The organism is Prolixibacter sp. SD074 (genome assembly GCF_009617895.1).
In the GTDB taxonomy this organism is placed as follows: Bacteria; Bacteroidota; Bacteroidia; order Bacteroidales; family Prolixibacteraceae; genus Prolixibacter.
In genome coordinates this window covers 1,914,255-1,933,032 of record NZ_BLAW01000001.1, presented here as the reverse complement: position 1 = coordinate 1,933,032, position 18,778 = coordinate 1,914,255, and the positions used below count along the sequence as shown (strand labels likewise).

General features: G+C 42.6%; 15 protein-coding genes. 10 read left to right on the top strand and 5 right to left on the bottom strand.

All coding sequences use genetic code 11. The features are described from left to right. Positions 1-170 precede the first annotated feature (170 nt). The gene (locus GJU82_RS08450) at positions 171-365 is read left to right on the top strand and encodes an SHOCT domain-containing protein (protein WP_153631745.1); all 195 of its coding nucleotides are present in this window, start codon (positions 171-173) and stop codon (positions 363-365) included. 172 nt (positions 366-537) lie between these two features. Further along, positions 538-2,769: a multicopper oxidase domain-containing protein gene (locus tag GJU82_RS08445; protein WP_153631744.1), complete on the top strand. Its 2,232-nt coding sequence runs from the start codon at positions 538-540 to the stop codon at positions 2,767-2,769. A 172-nt stretch (positions 2,770-2,941) separates the two neighbouring features. On the opposite strand, the gene GJU82_RS08440 is transcribed toward GJU82_RS08445, so the two are convergent. From GJU82_RS08440 to GJU82_RS08420, 5 genes are all read right to left on the bottom strand, one after another. Beyond that, entirely contained in the window at positions 2,942-5,059 is a 2,118-nt protein-coding gene (locus tag GJU82_RS08440) for an amino acid permease (RefSeq protein ID WP_153631743.1), read from the bottom strand. 32 nt (positions 5,060-5,091) lie between these two features. Next, a complete protein-coding gene (locus GJU82_RS08435) occupies positions 5,092-5,736 on the bottom strand; it encodes a potassium transporter TrkG (protein ID WP_153631742.1) in 645 nt (214 codons plus the stop codon). Between the two features lie 81 nt (positions 5,737-5,817). Further along, positions 5,818-6,240: a potassium transporter TrkG gene (locus GJU82_RS08430; RefSeq protein ID WP_255474011.1), complete on the bottom strand. Its 423-nt coding sequence runs from the start codon at positions 6,238-6,240 to the stop codon at positions 5,818-5,820. Continuing rightward, positions 6,237-6,446 (bottom strand): response regulator transcription factor, encoded by a 210-nt coding sequence (locus GJU82_RS08425; protein ID WP_153631740.1) that lies wholly within the window; start codon positions 6,444-6,446, stop codon positions 6,237-6,239. Before GJU82_RS08425 ends, GJU82_RS08430 begins: the two co-directional genes overlap by 4 nt. A 42-nt stretch (positions 6,447-6,488) precedes the next feature. Next, positions 6,489-8,054 (bottom strand): TrkH family potassium uptake protein, encoded by a 1,566-nt coding sequence (locus GJU82_RS08420; protein ID WP_153631739.1) that lies wholly within the window; start codon positions 8,052-8,054, stop codon positions 6,489-6,491. Between the two features lie 706 nt (positions 8,055-8,760). Here GJU82_RS08420 and GJU82_RS08415 point away from each other — a divergent pair. The 8 genes from GJU82_RS08415 (at position 8,761) to cas3 (ending at position 18,778) form a co-directional block, all read left to right on the top strand. After that, positions 8,761-9,396, top strand: coding sequence for a hypothetical protein (locus GJU82_RS08415; protein ID WP_153631738.1), 636 nt, complete (start codon positions 8,761-8,763; stop codon positions 9,394-9,396). 3 nt (positions 9,397-9,399) lie between these two features. Further along, entirely contained in the window at positions 9,400-10,041 is a 642-nt protein-coding gene (locus GJU82_RS08410; RefSeq protein WP_153631737.1) for a DUF5675 family protein, read from the top strand. A gap of 253 nt (positions 10,042-10,294) precedes the next feature. After that, positions 10,295-11,068, top strand: coding sequence for a CRISPR-associated endoribonuclease Cas6 (cas6, locus tag GJU82_RS08405; protein WP_153631736.1), 774 nt, complete (start codon positions 10,295-10,297; stop codon positions 11,066-11,068). Between the two features lie 385 nt (positions 11,069-11,453). After that, the gene (locus GJU82_RS08400; RefSeq protein WP_153631735.1) at positions 11,454-12,137 is read left to right on the top strand and encodes a hypothetical protein; all 684 of its coding nucleotides are present in this window, start codon (positions 11,454-11,456) and stop codon (positions 12,135-12,137) included. Between the two features lie 115 nt (positions 12,138-12,252). Then, positions 12,253-14,193, top strand: a complete 1,941-nt coding sequence (locus GJU82_RS08395; protein ID WP_153631734.1) for a hypothetical protein — start codon at positions 12,253-12,255, stop codon at positions 14,191-14,193. Positions 14,194-14,205: 12 nt separating this feature from the next. Next, positions 14,206-15,159, top strand: a complete 954-nt coding sequence (locus GJU82_RS08390; RefSeq protein ID WP_153631733.1) for a type I CRISPR-associated protein Cas7 — start codon at positions 14,206-14,208, stop codon at positions 15,157-15,159. Beyond that, on the top strand, positions 15,156-15,992 hold the full coding sequence (cas5b, locus tag GJU82_RS08385) for a type I-B CRISPR-associated protein Cas5b (RefSeq protein ID WP_153631732.1): 837 nt from the start codon (positions 15,156-15,158) through the stop codon (positions 15,990-15,992). The genes GJU82_RS08390 and cas5b overlap by 4 nt, the downstream gene beginning before the upstream one ends. A 56-nt stretch (positions 15,993-16,048) precedes the next feature. Continuing rightward, positions 16,049-18,778, top strand: a complete 2,730-nt coding sequence (gene cas3 / locus GJU82_RS08380) for a CRISPR-associated helicase Cas3' (RefSeq protein WP_153631731.1) — start codon at positions 16,049-16,051, stop codon at positions 18,776-18,778.

The window sequence follows — 18,778 nt, the reverse complement described above, 5'->3', positions numbered from 1 at the left end:
TAGTAAGGAAACAACCCAAAAATCATATAAAAGAAATAATGAATTGTATAACAGCAAAGGAGAGTTGGTATATAAATTTGTATCATCAATTTAAAAGGAAACTACAAGGAGAACCAGGAATAAATTCCTGTGAAAAAGTTAGTCAGTATTTAACTTTAAAATAAATAGTTATGATGGGAATTGGATGGATTATTGGAATCGCTTTTATAGTAGGTATTGTTTGGCTTCTGTCCAAAGGAAGTGGAGCGGATAGTAGATCGAACATGCAAACAACGCGAACGGCACTCGATATTTTGAATGAACGTTTTGCCCGTGGAGAAATCACGAATGAGGAGTACCAGGAAAAGCGAAATACGATCGCATAAATGACCTGTTTTTCTCATGCTTGCCCACCACTAAACCGGAATTGGTAGATGAAATCAAAAAGAATGATATCATTTCCCGATGCCGGCTGTAATCGCTATGAACTGCAATGAAATAACGGATGAATAACGGCAGAAGATGTAATTACAGGTAAAAATAAAGAAACAATATATTATGGATTTTAGTAAGAAGAAAGCACCTATTTATACCCTATTAATATTGAGTTTATTATTCCTGGCTAAAATACCAGGCTATGCTCAAACGGATACAACCACCTATCACCTGACGATACGTAAGGAGCAGGTTGACAAAGCAGGAAAAAAGGTTCTGGGGATGACCGTCAACGGCACGATTCCCGGGCCCACATTGAAATTTATGGAAGGCGACTATGCTGTTATCTATGTCAGGAACGAAATGGATGTAGAGACATCGGTTCACTGGCATGGACTTTTGTTACCCAACTTTTATGATGGCGTACCATACCTGACGACTCCACCGATTAAACCCGGGGAAACGCGTAAGTATGAGTTCCCGTTGAAACAATCCGGAACATACTGGTATCACTCGCACACCATGTTACAAGAACAAAGTGGAGTGTATGGTTCCATTGTGATTGAACCCAGGAAAAAGAAGTTAAAGTATGACAAGGAGTTAGTGCTGGTGCTTTCGGACTGGACCAATGAAAAGCCCATCAACGTTCTTCGTACACTGAAGCGAGGGAGCGAATGGTATCAGATAAAGAAAGGTACCGCTACGCCGCTGAACAAGGTAATTGCCCGCCATGCTTTGGGAGCACAGCTTAATTTCTGGAAACAGCGAATGGATGGTGCTGATATTGCCGATGTGTATTATCCTGCGTTTTTGGTCAACGGAGCAGAAAAACAGGAATATCCCGATTTCAAGCCGGGAGACCGGGTTCGATTGCGGATCATTAACGGGTCCTCTTCGACTTCTTACTGGATGACCTTTGGCGGAAAAACACCTACGCTCGTATCGGCTGATGGTAAAAACGTAGTGCCGGTGAAGCGTAATAAGACATTTATCGCGATAGCGGAAACGTACGACTTCATTGTTACGATTCCGAAGAACGGGCAAATTGAATTCAGGGCCACAACTGACGATGGTTCGGGTTCGACGTCAGCCTTCCTGGGGAAAGGACCCGTACTGGCAGCCCCGGATGTTCCCAAACCCGATAAAATCGGGATGATGAAAAAAATGGCGAAAATGGATATGCGCATGGGAGCTCCCGCTATCAAATACCGGCCCAAAAAAGATGAACCCCATAAGATGGAAAAGAACTGGGGTATGCAGATGGATAAGTCGGCCAATAAAATGAAGGGGAACATGCGCAGTGATATGAAAGGTGGCATGAAAGGCGATATGAAAGGGATGGATATGTTTGCGAAATACAACTATGGCTACCTGAAATCGCCCGTAAAAACTACCTTCCCGAAGGATGTTCCGGTCAGGAATATTTTGCTCAATCTTACCGGTAACATGCACCGTTATATCTGGAGCATGAACGGTATACCGTTGTCAGAAACGGACAAGATTAAGATTAAGAAAGGTGAAGTTACGCGGATTACGCTGAATAACCTGACGATGATGAGCCACCCCATGCACCTGCACGGACACTTTTTCAGGGTACTTAATAAGAATGGAGACTATTCACCATTAAAACATACAGTGAATGTACCTCCGATGAAAAAGATTACGATTGAATTTTATAATCAGGAGAGCGGAGACTGGTTCTTCCATTGTCACATTCTCTATCACCTGACGAGTGGCATGGCAAGGATTTTCAGTTATGGTACTCCAAGAGACCCTCGCCTGAAAGGTTACCCGGTGAAGAAACTCATACATGAAACAAACCGCTATTATACGTGGGGAACTGCTGATGTGGCTTCGAATATGACCAGTGTAAGCCTTGCATCATCCAACATCCGTAATCAGTTCAATTTTGATGCTGAGTATGGCTGGAATAAGAACATGGAGGCAGAGTTTACCTATGAACGGTATTTGTATGATTACTTCCGGGTTTTCGCCGGAGTGAATATGGAGAATACCGATCGAAATAGTCTGGATAATATTAAAACGACTGCTGTTGCCGGAATCAGGTGGTTTACGCCTTACATGTTCGATTTGGACCTTCGTGTGGATAATGAGCTACGGCCCCGTATTTCAATCGGACGGGACTTGATGGTATTCCCGCGCTTCTTTGTATTCGGATACTACGAATATCAACTCGACTTTGGAGCGGTGAATACCCTTCCAGCCAATAAAAATATGGAAACCGAAACAGTATGGAATGCCGGCGCCGAATACATGCTGTCGAAGAATTTTTCACTGGTTGCCAGCTATGATAACCGGTATGGGGCCGGTGGCGGGGTATCGCTTCGGTTCTAAAGGAAACTAACTTTTAAATGATAAAGGCTGTCCATTGGTAAAGAAAGGGTAGAAAAGAACCTCTGTTATCTTAGCAGAGGTTCTTTGTACGGATGACACAGGTACTCAATCTGAATAGATGAATTCTGATTGGATAAAATGCTTTCCAGGTAATAGGCCAAGGTTGATTCAACTACTCTTTCAATTTCATGTATTTATCAAATAGAGCTGCGATGGATTTGGGTTCGCCAATAATCGTCAGAATATCACCTTCCTTTAGTAGCGTATGGCCGCGAGGCGGGAATGTATTGCCCTTCCGCTCGACTAATGCAACCAACACATCTTCCGGTAATGTGATATCCTTCATCTGACGGCCGATTAATTCGGACTGTGCTGTTTCCTTTTTAAGCACCAGGGAGATAAAATGTTCGTTTTGTAAAAGATATTCTTTAACGGAACGCACACTGTCATAAGCCAGAAAATGAGTAAGAAAGTCTTCCCGCTCGGTAATGCCGATTAGACGGGCAAGCATGCGGAGTTGCTGTTTGGGATTCTCTGGCGGATGGATAAGTACAAACAAGACATCTATCCTTCCTTGCTTAGCTTCAGTGAGTAACCCTCTCGTGGATAACAGTCCCGAACGATTAATAAGAATGTGTAATTTAGGAAGTTCCATCGCGGGGTTGATAATACTGTTGATAGCTACACCGGGAACTGGAAAAAGAAGCTTGTCCGGTTCTTTATATTGTTCAGACGTTTGCCCGGAATCTCCGGGTGGAAGTGATGGAACCTCTTCCGAACGGACTAACCAATTGTGGATATCCCGGAGCGAATGAAAGTTTTCCTTAAGGAAGAAAACATGAGATACAACAACTGTCTGGTCGAAAGGATCGGTCATGCGCAGTCCCTTTTCCTTTAGGATCATCATGAATTCATTTTCCAGATTGTTATCCTGAGATTTCCCTAACAGGGCAAACCAGTGGTAGATGGCGCCTTCCCTTGCGACCCACTTCCGTACATACATTCTGTACCAGAGAAAAGAAATCAGTATGATGACAAGACTAAATCCTACCGGGCCCCATCCCATGTAAATAATCAGCACCAGGTAAATCAGGATTCCTGCTACCTGCAGAAAGGGATAGAAGGGTGACTTAAAGCCTGGATCATAAGCTTCAATACGGCTGTTGCGGAATACGATAACTGAAAAGTTAATCAGAGCGAAGATAATGAGCTGAAAGGTACTGGCAAGTTTTGCGATACCTTCTTCGGAAAGGATGATGATGAACAGTAAGATAAGCCCCGCGGACAATAACAAGGAATATATTGGAATTTGTCGGTTGATCCGGGCAAACATCGGAGGGAAAAGTTTGTCCCTGCTCATGGCAAACGGATACCGGGAAGAAGCAAAGAGGCCGGCATTGCCAGTGGACGCAAATGCGGCAATGGCAGCCCCTGCCATAAGAAATATACCGGTACGTCCGGGTAGCCATTGGAACAGTTGTTTCGATGCGGTGGCTGCTGGAGAAATATCGGTGGCTAATGCCGTGTGGGGAATGATCTTTACCATCAGAAATACCCCAAAGAAATAGATAAGTGAGGTAACCACCAGCGAAAGAATCATTCCCAGCGGAATGTTTCGTTCCGGATTTTTGACCTCTTCAGCCACACTGGCAATCTGGGTTACCCCGAGATAGGATACAAAAACAAAACCAATAGTAGTTAAGAAACCGCCCATTCCGTGACTAAAAAAAGGGGGGGCAGCTTGGCCCTGTTCACCGGGAACAATGGAGGGGCTGGTTCTAATCACATGCCAGGTTCCATCTAAAATAAAAGTGATTAGCACAAGGATGAGAAATACAACAAAGAAATTCTGAAGCCGGGTTGCCTCCTTTGCCCCCTTCAGATTGAGTATTAAAAAAAAGAGCGTGGCACTCACGGCAACCGTTTTGACCGGGACATCCCAGAAAAGGGCCGCATAAGCGCCAATACCGACAATGGCGAAACTGGTTTTGAGAATCAGCGCCAGATAGGTTCCAAGACCGCCAATTGTTCCCATTAACGGGCCCATGCTGCGATCCAAAAAGAAATAGACCCCACCGGAACGGGGAAGTGCTGTTGCAATTTCGGCAATGCTAAATACGGCAGGAAGCATCAGAATGCCAGCTGCCAGGTAGGCCACAAAGACAGATGGGCCGGTAAACCGGGAAGCCAGCCCCGGCAGCAGAAAGAAGCCGGAACTGAACATTGCGCCGGTGCTGATGGAAAACACATCGAAGAGCCCTAACTGCTTATGTAATTTATGTTCTGCCATTCCCGTTTTTAATGCTAGTTAATAATATTTTCTCATCTTTTCCAAAATGCCGGTGAAAAAAGCGCCAGGACGGTTAGCAGTTCAAGCCGGCCGGATATCATGTCGAAGGAGAGAAAAAGCTTGGCAAATCCGGAGAAATGGCTGAAGTTACTGGCCGGGCCAACGGAGCCAATCCCGGGACCAATGCCTCCCATTGCTGTTGCTACCGCACTGGCGGCGGATTGAAAATCAATACCGGCAGCTAATAGAACGACAGTCGACATCACAAAGAATAACAGGTATAAAACGATGAAGGCTAATATCGTTCGGTTCTGTTTCTCCGGGAGTGTATGATTGTTTAACCGTATCGTATGGACTGCCCGGAAACTGTTCATCCCCTGAAAAATGCTACGGACATTTTTGAACATTACCAGGTGACGGACCATTTTAATACCTCCGGACGTTGACCCGGCACTTCCCCCGGCAAACATGAGAAAAAAGAGAAAGTAATAAGCATAATGCGGCCATTTCAGGTAATCGGTAGTGGCAAAGCCCGTACAAGTAACAATGGATGTCACCTGGAAGAATGCTTCCCGGAAAGAATGTTCCAAACCTTTATTGGTTTTCAGATAGAGTATTGAGGTAATAAGGAGACCGGAGATGAAGATAACGAACAGGTTAAAACCAAAATTCTTCATTCTGTTTTGCTTTCCTGCCCTGTCCGGTCAAAATAAAGTAGTGCACAATGAAGTTGGTTCCCGACAGTAGCATGAATATGGTCACGACATACTGAATGTAGGGGGGTACCCGCCAATACTGGTGTTTTTGGGAGAAAATCCTCCGGTAGCCACGGTACCGTATGCATGGCAGATACTTTCAAACCAATTCATATTCCCCAGCATCAGGAATATAATTTCAGCAGCGGTTAATCCCAGGTAGATAAGTAAAATGCGGATGCCAACCGATTTGATGTGGGGGTGCGTTTTTTGCTGTAATGAAGATTCCAGGGTGAAGATGCGGTAACCTCCGATATTAAATGAAGGAAACACGACAATGACCAGCGTGATTACCCCGATGCCACCTATCCAGTGTGTCAGGCTACGCCAGTATAAAATTGATTTGGGCAGCGCTTCTATATCGGTCAGAATAGATGACCCCGTGGTCGTGAAGCCGGAGACTGATTCAAAAATGGCATTATTTATTTGAAACGATATGCATTTTCTATGGGATTCATTTCGGTTGACGTTAGTTTCAAAATTTCACCTTCTTTACGGACAATATGATTAACCACATCAATAGAAAGGCTACCGAATTCCAATACGGGTTCATCATTTGCATTTTGTACCACTCTCGTAATTTTTAAGCACTTCCTCAACTGCATCATTTTTCGGCCTTGTTTCTGTCTCATTTACATGCGTGTATCCAGGTTGTTGATTGTAAAGTTGGTTGTTTATGGTTTCACACCAAAAAAGAGAGCCCTGAAAAAGGCCAGTACCGGGATGACTTCCAACCTGCCTGCCCACATCTGGATGATATAAAAAACTTCGAGTACCGGCGGCATGGAAGGAGAGGTGATACCAGTCGATAAGCCTACGGTACATTGGGCCGACGTAGATTCAAACAGGGAATCGAAATAACTAAATTCATTTCCCATGTATGCATAAGTTACCAGGGAGGAAATGAAAATAAAAAGAAAAAAGAGGATGGCTATGGTTACGGCTTTGGAAAATTCTTCATTCATTTCGTCAGGTGTAAGCGAACGGCCATTTAATTGTATTCTCCTAATTGTATTTTCCGATAAAAAAACTTTGTTAAGTTCCCAGATCACCCCTTTGGCAATGGTCAATCCCCGGATGATTTTAATTCCGCCTACGGTGGCCCCGGCAGCGCCACCAATAAACATAGCTGCAACCACTACGTATATGATGGAACTCCAGTTCCAACTGCTTATATCGGCGGTCTGCCAGCCTGTTGTTGAAATAGCGCTGACAAATTGGAAAATACCTTTCCGGAATGGTTCTTTAACAATATTGTTATTCAGCAGTAGCAAAGACAGAATGATACTTCCGAAAAAGAAAGACAAAATGAGCGCCCTGGTTTGGGCGTCTTTCCATACTTCACTTATTTTTTTCGATGTCCACACCTTATAATAAAAAGGAATGGAAAGTGATCCCAGTATCATGGGAAGAAGCAAAAGCCCTTCCATTACGGTCGAATGGTAACCGGAAATGCTATCATCAAGGGTGCTGAACCCACCCGTAGAAAGACCGGTCATCGCATTGCTAATGGCGTCAAAAATAGTATCCGTCAGCGGATAACCCGGCAGGGCAAATAATGTCCCCGCAATAAGGAACACAATGGTGAACAGGGTGAGGGAAAGGTAGATTTTCCAAATGACCCTGGCCGTCTCGATAACCTTGGGTTTTAATCTTTCTCCCGTCGATTCGGAACTGTACAACAGCAAAGCCCCACGTCCCGTTTTTTGTCGAAACACAGCTAACACCATCACGATGAAGCCGGCCCCACCTACCCATTGGGCCAGTGAGCGGTAGAACAAAATGCCTTTCCCCACCGAAGATACATGCACCGCCATTGAAAGACCAGTGGTCGTGTATGCGCTCATACTTTCGAAAAAACAGTGAAGCGGGTTTTTGAAATACTCCAGGCTGGACAGATGATAACCGGCATTTGCCGGAATAAGCCCTTTCATGATGTCTGCCGGCATGATGTGCGCAATGGCCCAGAACGGAATGGCCCCCATTACTGTAATGGCCAGCCAACCGGAAGCGGCAACCACCATGGCATGATTATACTGGATGTCCCCAGCTTTTTTAAATGTTTGATTTAATGCAATCCCTATGAGAAGAATGACAAGGAATGAAATAAAAAAACCGGCAGCTTCGTACCATTCATGGTACAACAGCGATACAATGCCGGGCACCGCAACAACAATGCTGAGTAAAATTAACAGGCTTCCTACCTGTTTCAGGACAATGGGTAGTGTATTATATTTCATGGATATAAAAGAAAAAACGACCTGGGTGTAACGTTACTTGTTCCTCCCGCGATATTTGACGATCAATTTAACGGTTTTTATAATACAAATAAAAAACCACTGCCACAGAAATCGTAAACAGGGTATCAGCAAATGTCAGGAAAATTATTTTTAGTATACAACAAAGATGTTAAGGATTTCATAAGCGGTATATAAAATTTCATATTGCAGGTATAAGGATTTTATAAAGAAACAAAAGATTGGCAAGGGCCGCAGGGGTTTAATAAAGCATTTTCATAAATTCAGTTGTAACAGAAATGTTGGCCGGCATTATGATCCGTGCTTTTATGAATGGACACCGGTTAATCAACAGATTGATTCTTGTTTAAATTGATTCTTAACTATATGATGATTAAGTTAGGCTAAGTTTTTGGTAAAACCGGTTGACCAATCGGCTGGCACCAGGCAGAAAACGATAATATCAGTTTATAGGGGGAAAGAAAACAACTGGAACCGACAGGTGGTTCCAGAATGAAACGGATAACTATAACCTTAAACCGAGACTGATGAAACAACCGATGAACAACCGATTGACCCGACAGGAAAGCCATTTTCCTCGGACACCTGACTTCTGTATGTTATCATGCTACAACGGAAAATACCTGGCTCGTCCTGAGCAGGAGAGACTAAACCGCTCAATCATTTACCCTGTAAAATCCTATACATAATGAAAAAAGACAAGAAAAACGGCCTGAAAAAGCTGGGCGAAACCTTGCTCAAAAAAGGCCTTCCCCTGTTAGGGAGCATTGTTACCGGCGGAGCATCCGACCGGATTATTAACCTCGTAAAAGGAGCGACCGGCATTCTCGACGATGACCCGGAAGCCATCGAAAAACAACTGAGCGACCATCCCGGGCTGCTGGTGAAACTGAAAGAGTTGGAAGCCACCAACAAAGTGCAGTTGCAGGAGCTGTTGCTGCAATCGGCCCGCCTCGAGCTGGAAGAAACACAGTCGTACCTCGGCGATGTACAGGATGCCCGTCGGCGGGAAATCCAGGTAACCAATGCGACCGGGCGTCGCGACTGGCTTTTCCTGGCATTAGCTATTATTGTGGTAGTCGGCTTTTTTACATTGGTCATGATGGCCGTCATTGGTTCGTTCAACGGGAAGACCTTCTCGACCAACGGCGCCATTAACCAGCTGTTTGGCGCCTTGGTGGCAGGCTTCACCATGGTACTTTCGTATTTCTTTGGTTCCAGCAAAGGCAGCGCCGACAAAACCAACCTGATGGAACAGCGCTTCCGGACGCAGTCGCCTGCGGTTCCTGCAATCACTGAACCTTTTACGAACGCCAAAGGATAGCCCATGGAACTGCAAGTGATACGGTACAGCACTTCCGGCGAATCGACGCTGGGGATGCTGCTCATTAACGGCACCTTTGCCTGTTATACCCTCGAAGACCGGCCGCGTGAGGTCAAAGTAAACGGTAAAACCGGTATCCCGGCCGGGCGCTACCGCGTGAAATTATATACCCAGGGGCGGCTACACGCTAAATACCTCGAAAAGTATGGTCCCGGTTTCCATAAAGGCATGTTACACATCGTGGGTGTGCCGGGATTCGAAGGCATTCTTGTCCATACTGGTAATACCGGTGAAGATACTGACGGCTGTCTGCTGGTGGGCGATACTTCGCAGGTGAACATCCGGCGCGACGGTTTCATTGGCGAGAGCCGGAAAGCTTACCAACGCATCTACCCGATGATTGCCAATGTGCTCGAACTTGGCGAGGCCGTATGGATAACCTACCGGGATAACATCAATGGAAAGTCCGAACCGGCAGAAGCGGGCCAACTGGTGGTCGCCGACCAGCTCAACTTCCGCGCAACGCCGGGCGGTAACCGGATGGGCGTTTTGTTCGAAAATACGGGTGTCGAAACCATCGAACAACGCGACGGCTGGTCCCGCATCCACGTCGAAGGATGGGTGAGCGGTAAGTATTTGGGGTAAATCGCCCCACCCCGTCAGTGGTTGTAAACCCTGACGGTGGTTAAAGAATAGAAAGCAGGCCTGTCAGCGTGCAAAGCACCTGACAGCGTCGGAAACAGTGGTAGATGAAGACATATGATACGGAACGACAACGATATGATGAAAAAAGCGATGACGTTATTTTTTGTAAAATCACATTTTATTGATAAATTCATTCCGTTAAAGACTTTGCCTTTTTACCTACCTGTATTTTTTTAACTAACGTCAAACCGAAATGAGATTTCAACTAACATTCAATCGTACCGGTAAGCAGCGGATGTTGCCGATAGACTACCAGTATTTCATCGGGGCCTGGATGTATAAGGCGCTCGGGCGTGCCGACGGCGAATTTGCCGAATTTCTGCATGCCGAAGGATACGGATCCGGGAAACAACGCTTCAAGCTGTTTAGCTATTCGCCTTTGAATATCGGACGTCCGAAAGTGTGGAAAGAGAAGGCGCTGTTTGAATTGCACCGCGATACCGTTATCCTGAAAGTAGCCTTTTACTTGAACGGGGCAGCCGAAAAGTTCATCATCGGCTTGTTTAATCAGCAACAGTTCTTCCTGGGCGACCGTTTTAACGGAATCGATCTGACCGTGTCGCGCGTAGAACGCCTGCCCGAACCGGCCATCGTTGAAACCGTTGGTTACCAGGCCACATCGCCCGTGGTGATTAGTACCTGGAAGGAGGGCGATAAATATGCGCAATACCTTTCGCCTAATGACAAACAATATGGCAACCTTCTGAAACAACATCTCGAAAACAAATATCATTCGGTGCCCGGGGCCGAACCTTTGCCCGGCGAATTCCCATTCCGGCTGACCGTGAAGGGAACGCCCAAATCGAAACTGGTGACCATCAAACCCTATTCGGCCAGCGAAAGCAAGGTGCGCGGGTTCAAATACGATTTCGAACTGACGGCCCCGCCGCACCTGCACCGGCTGATCCTGTCGGCCGGCATGGGCGAAAAGAATGCTACCGGCTTCGGCTGGGTCGACCCGGTATAATCTGCCCACCCCGTCAGTGGCCGGAGGCCCTGACGGTGTTTAGAAAACATACCGAAACAATCGCATTTCCTTCCGGGAAACCACAGCTTCCTGAAAGGATCGTAACCCAATACCGAATTGCATAAGCATGATTTCTACGAATCATAATCTTGGCTCAAGAAAAAGGAGTCTTACCGATGATTTGGAACAGTTTACCATTGAATAAAAGACGATGAATGAAGAACTACAATTGTACAGAAAGAGGTTGCAGGAAAGAATTGGAAACGAAATCTTTAAGGTATGATACGAGAACGAATCAATTTTGTCGACGACCTGAAACGAAAGTCTTCGATATTGATTATAAAACCCTGTCCGGATTGGGAATAAGCGAATTAAAGCAAAAACGATGCAACAGTTTGAGCCTTTAATATACGGACAGTTTTACCACATCTACAATCATGCGGTTGGCGGGCGAAATTTGTTTTGCGAAGCTAATAACTACGAGTACTTCCTGAATTTGTATGACAAGTACATTGAACCAATAGCCGATACCTATGCTTGGGTGCTGATGAAGAATCATTTTCATATGTTGGTAAGGGTGAAAGAAAAAGAAAAGATTGGTTTTTACAAAAAATTAAACTCTGACAGGTCTGACGACTCTGTCAGGTTTCAAACGACTACTGACCTTTCAGAGTTCGGAGAACCTGAAAGAGTCGACATTAATAATTTAAAACGTCCGGAGCCTGTAAAACATTTTTCGCATCTGTTTAACGCATACGGTAAATATTTGAATAGACGTAACGAAACCCGCGGTGCCTTGTTCGAACGCCCGTTTAAACGCAAACTGATTGACAACGAAAATTATCTGAAACATGTGATTTTGTACATACACAACAATCCGGTTCACCACGGATTCTGTTCGCATCCCCTGGAATACCCGTGGAGCAGCTATCTGAGCTGCATTTCGATAAAGCCCACAAAGCTGCATCGCGATGCAGTCATCGGATGGTTCGACAGTGAAGCTAATTTTAAGGCAATGCACAACCAAAAAGTGGAGGTGATGAAAATTGAAGAGTGGTTGGAATTGTAAAATAACGAAATGAAAAATTAAAACCTCTCAATATGAAACAAACCTACAAAACCATTGACTACGAATGGCTGACGAGGCCAACAGGCGATCCATTGAAGCCCAAAATAATTGTAATATGATACGAGAACTCATCAATTTTGTCGACGACCTCGAAGAGGATTACCCCGAAGTCTTTGACCTGAACAAAATACCTTCGCCCGGATTGCACTTGTGGGTAGAACTGGACGAGGAAGGAAACTGGAAAAACAGTCCGCCCGTGGAGGGGGTGGACTATGTGATTTATGACGGGAAAGAAAAGCTCACTCCCAAATTACAGGAGGCTATGCAGTATGAAGAATTGGGAACCCGTGTAGGAAATACGATGAATAAAGTCCTGGACAAGAAGAAACAGATTTTTTCATGTTCTCCTTTCGTTCTTAATTTCAAATTGAAATCATATTCTAATGATAAGCTGGAAGGAATAAAAGAAGAAAAAATCACTCGTCTTCTGAAATTCTATTTTGATAATGCTATTGCTATTTGTATCCCTGATGATACCGCTAAATTAAGAGAGCAGGCTCTTGCTTTCAAAAAAACAATTTCTGAGGCATTAAAGGCTATTAGTCGTATTGCAACTACTATATATGAAAAGGATGGCCCCTCTATCGAGAAGCCTTTAATTGAAACCTTTAAAGATGATTTTTATATTAACCTTTATTTGAGAAATGTTCATCTTGAGGATTATCGGGCCTGTCATGAAAATTACCTAAAAGAAAAGCTGTTTAACGATAATAAGTACAACAGCACGAAAGAAATAGATGATGCAACATTTGGGCTAAGCAATTTTATTAATGGAGCCAATTCAAAAAAGATGTTTTTGGAACACAAAACGGCTTCTATGCATAGGGGTATTTCGGGGCGGATTACTGCACTGGACGCATTAGCATTGAATAAGTTTGAGCTTCTGTTGAATAGCCGGGTGCTTCCCAATCCTATCCTTCCCATTTTTATCGACAAAAACGAGTTTAGAAATAATTCGGAGATCGTTCGTATTTTCAATAACGAAGGTGAACGGAAATTCTCTTATCCACAGCTGCTCAAGAGTATTTATGAAAAAGACCAACAGCGGGTTTTAAGTAATTATTACCTGTTAAACATCAGCCGGGGTGTGGTGAATGATTTTGATTTTGTTTCCAACTTTCAATACAAACTGGATGAATTTGTCATCGACAATCTTTTTCGGCTCAGACAAAAAGGAGAAGCATTGCAATCGATTAAGTTACATACCATTTTTGGCTTCGAAAACATTGTGGTGACCAAGGTTTTCAATAATGGGTTGGTACGTGAGAAACAGGGACAATTCTCCTATAATTATTTCTACGATATTGACCCTAATTACATTAGCGGAGGCGATGAAATTGCCAATCTCATTCTCCGGTTTAGAAAGGCTTTCTACGACTACATTTATAAAAGCCGAAAACAGGCCATTACTACAACCATGTTTGATGAAGCTTTGCTGACCTCCATTATTAGCGATCTGAAACATGATGAATTCAAGGACGGATATCACACCAAAGAAACTTCCATAAAAGAGAAGCTAAACATCTGGTTTAGTTTGTACAATAAATTTAGTAACCACTCAAAAAACAGAGAAAATATGGCAAATACATTTAAACAACTTTTAGAAAAAGCGGAGTTGGTTGCCAACGACGACAACACGCTTCTTGATGAGCAAAACGTGGGCGAATTTCTTTTTGTTGCCGGGCAGGTGATTTACTTTTTGCTTAGCAAAAGCAAGGCCAGTAACCCAACCCATGCATTGCTCGAACCCTTTTTACAAAAAAGCGGTGCGCCACAATTGCAGAATGCAATTGCCAATGCAGTGAATGCCTACAAACACGAAATTAGTTTTTATAAAGACCGTTTCGAACGTTTGGCATCACAGGTTTTGGCATTCGATACCAGCGAAAACCTGAAAAATTATCAGCGCTACTTGCTTGCCGGGTATTTTGCACCCTCCGTCATATATAAATCAAACAAACAGAAAGAAGAACAACCAGAAATTATTAACAACTAAAATAAGACAATCATGGAATTTAAAAACAGAGTATTCGGATGTGCTGTTGTAAAGGCCGTCAATTCTAATTACAACGCTGATTTCTCGGGTCAACCACGTACTTTACCTGATGGAACCGTTTATGCTACAGATAAAGCTTATAAGTATACAGTAAAAAATTTCTTTAAAGCTGTTTATCCCAAAGAAACCATTTTTTATTTCAAATCATTAAATGAGAACATGAATCCTATTTCTTTGGATGAAACTTATGTGAAGTATTTTGGGGAATATCCTAAAGATAAGAAAACGATCAAACAGGTTGTTGCCGGGAAGCTTTTGAGTTGTCTGGATATTCGTTTGTTTGGAGCAACTTTTGCCGGAAAAAGTATCAATATCTCAGTCCATGGTCCGGTACAGATTAATCATGGTGTAAATATCTGGCACGAAAACAATATTTATTCTGAACAAATTACCTCCCCTTTTAGTAATAAATCGAATGATCCGGAGGCTGAGCGGGGGATGACAACCATTGGCCGTCAATCCAAATTACAGGAAGGTCACTACCTGCATCATTTTTCCATTAATCCGGGAACCCTTTCTGAAATCAAAACTTTAGCTGGAGAAGAAGCAAAAGCTGTTTCATCAGAGGATATTTCAAAGCTTAGAGCGGCAATGCGCCAGGGTGCCACTTTTTACGACTCGGCAGCAAAAGCAGGAACCGATAATGAGATCCTGTTTTGGGTGCAATTAAACGACGGTTCTAAACTCATACTACCTGCATTTACCGATTTGGTGAAAGCACTGCCTGAAAAACAGGACGGAAAAACAGTATTTGATTTTGAAAAAGTAAGTGAATTACTTTCTGGTTTTCGTTCTGAAATTGAGACTACCGAACTATATATTAATGGGCAATCGGCAACGGCAATTAACCTGCCGGTTGGATGTACTACCTTGCCTTTATTTGGAAATAATGGAGAAGAAGCATGAAAACAGTTATCTCATTCGATTTGTATGCCGATATGGGGTTTCTGAAAAAGCCGGATATAAACGAGAAGATTTATCTCACCTACAATATGCTTCATAAACCTTGTGTATTGGGTATTTTAGGAGCAATTGCAGGACTAAAGGGATTTACTAAAAACAATGAATTTCCGGAATATTATACAAAACTTAAAGATATTCCCGTAGGCATCAAACCCATTGGAAAAGGTTGCGAACGTGGAAATTTCACTAAAAACGTAACCACTTATACCAATACTATTGGTTTTGCCAATACTGATGGTAACCTTATTGTTTCCGAGCAAACCTTAATTCACCCGGCTTATCGCATCTTTCTTTCACTGGATTTGGGAAAGGAGGATGAGCAGATACTTTATGACCATATTAGGCAACAGGAAGCGGTGTTTATTCCTTACCTCGGGAAAAACGATTATTCGGCCTGGTGGAGTAAGGAGGATGTAAAAGATGAAAACGATAACGTGCTCATTCAGGGTGTAAAAGAATACGATATTCTTCAAGATGATTTCAATTACGATTATAAAGTTGAGACCGTTTTCATCAAACAGAAGGCTGTAGTTGAAAGTTTGGTCGATGAAAATGACGACGACGATTTCTCTGATAACTTTCAAATTTCGGATTTTGGTACTTATGTGTATTTTGAAAAGTTGCCAACAAAATATAATGAGGAACTTTATCAATACGACTATGCCGATTTTTCGTTGACCGATTCGAGATTAAAAGCAGGTTCGTTACCGCCAGAAACTTTACTTCACCTTCAGGAGAAAAAGAGCAAACAAGAGTTTGTTGTTCAGTTGAATTAATTTATAAGTAAAATCCTGACAGGTTTCTAAAACTTGTCAGGATTAAATAATTATCGATGAATACGTACCAAACCATCTTGACCCATCCAAACAAGTATTTGGCTCATCTGCCAAAACAGAATGAAAGTAAAAGTGCCGAAACACTTCCGGAGCATTCCGACTTAGTAATAAGTTATGCGCGAAAGGTTTGTGAGAAGTTTGGACTTAATAGGGTTATAAGAGCGTTGATTGATTCTTCACTTAGCGAAAACAGCTCTGGAAAATTAAAGACAACTATAGATGACCTGTTTTTTCAAGCGATTTACTACCATGATTTTGGAAAGATAAATCCAAACTTTCAGCGAAGGAAGATGCATAATGATACAATTAAAGGTTCAAATTATGAATTTGGAAGTGATCATTCCTTTCCAGGAGTGCTGATGCTGCTTAATACAAAATTACCTGAGCTTATTGAAAGCAACGAATTGTCAAATAGTGAGCGGCTGACAGCTGTTGTGTTTTTTTTTCTTTTCTGTCATCCAATAGCTAAACACCATAGTCCGTATTTAACTGCCTCCTTTGAATTCATTCGTAAACGACTCGATTTTTCGGTGGGAAGCGAAAAAGTTAATTTGTCTCAGGTTCTGGAAATATTAAATAAGTTAGAGAATATTGACCCCTCAAAATATTGGTCTACTATTTCGCAGGGAGACGCGACACAACATGTTTCATGGATTGTTAAGAAAGTAGATAAGTTTTTAAAACAACGGGAGGAGTTGAATCCTTTTCCCCTCTTCGCCCTTTTAAAGCTACATTATTCATTACTGACGGCTTCCGATTATCTGGCTACAACCCATTATATGAACAACTGGGAAGCATCTCTGAATGATTTTGGGCAGATTAACGATGAGCTACGGCAACGCATCATTCGAAATGTACAATCAACGAAATCCTACAACAAGGCCGTATTTGATAATTTGGATGAATTTGAGTTTACTTATCCCACTGACGCAAACAACGGAAACTTAAACCGGCTGAGACAGGAATTATCGGTTGAGGTGATTCAGAATATTCGTAAAAATAAGGATCAGAATGTTTTCTACATTGAGGCACCAACAGGTGGTGGCAAAACCAATCTTTCGATGTTAGCGGTGGCTGAACTTTTGTCTGGCGACGCTGAAATTAGCAATGTGTTTTACGTGTTTCCATTCACTACCTTGATTACACAAACCTATCAGTCGCTAAAGGAAACCATGGGTTTGGAAGAAGATGAAATTATTCAATTACACTCCAAAGTAGGTTTTAAAGAAAAAGACGATCAGTACGGAAAGGAAAAGAAAAACCATATTGATTACCTGTTTTTGAATTATCCAGTGGCCTTAATGTCCCATGTCCGTTTTTTCGATATTTTGAAGACCAACAGCAAAGAAGCCAATTATCTGTTGCATCGTTTGGCTAATTCGGTGGTTGTGGTGGATGAGTTACAATCCTATCCCCCCCAAATTTGGGATAAGCTTATTTATTTTATTCAAAATTATGCCCGGTATTTCAACATTCGTTTTATTCTAATGTCGGCCACATTACCCAAGCTGGATAAACTGTCGAATGTAGCCACCGACATTTGCTACCTGACCAACCATCGGAAGCAATTTTTCCAAAATCCAAATTTTTGCAACCGGGTTTCGTTCGATTTCTCTTTATTGGATTGGCCCGCACCCGAAAAGGAAGAAAAAGAGAATTATTTGCGAAGGCTTGCTAACGTAGTTGTTGAAAAGTCGATAGAATATGCCGAGACTAACAGTAAGTATCCCAGTAGTGTCTTCACAATTATCGAGTTTATTTACAAACAAACTGCAACAGATTTTTATACTAAGATTGCAGATGCGGCGGATGGATTCTTTGATGAGTTATTTGTTTTGTCGGGAACCATCTTGGAACCACGGAGAAAAGAAATTATTCATTATCTGAAAGACAAAACCAACAGAAATAAGAAGGTGCTGTTAATTACCACCCAGGTTATTGAAGCCGGTGTCGATATGGATATGGATTTAGGCTTTAAAGATCAATCGCTGGTTGATAGTGATGAGCAATTAGCTGGTCGTATTAATCGAAATGTAAATAAAACTGCCAGCAAATTATATCTGTTCAATTGCGACGATGCCAAGGTCCTTTATGAAGGAGATAAACGATTTCAACTCATGCAAAATGAATTGTCGGGCTTGGAACGGGAAATATTGCAGTCGAAAGATTTTGATTTGATGTATGATCGGGTAATGGAAAAAATAGATAGACAAAACGATCGGGTTTATCAAACTGGTTTTTCTGATTTTCAGAATAATTTGAGAATGCTTGACTTTCCCGAAGTGGACCAGAACTTTCAGATAATAAATCAACAAAGCACATCGGTTTTTATTCCAATGCCTCTTCCCGTTTATGTGCCCGGAACCAATCAGACGGAGCGAAATATTACCAGGCAAGAAGTGCAGTTTTTAGTACAATACGGAATTGTAAATACAGATGATGAAACCATTTCAGGAGAAGCCGTTTTTGCTCTTTATGAACAACTTATTCAACAAAAGGACGATGACTTTATTGCCGTCAAAACAGAATTGAAAAAACTTCAGGGCATTATGAGTCAATTTACTATTTCATTAATGACTTATTCAAAGAGCATGAAACAATTAATGGAAAATGTCCATGGCGAAGAGCGTATGGGCATGTACTACCTTAGCCATTGGGATGAAGATAGTATTTATAATTATGAATTTGGCCTTTCAGAAACAGGAGAACCTGCAATAATTCTTTAG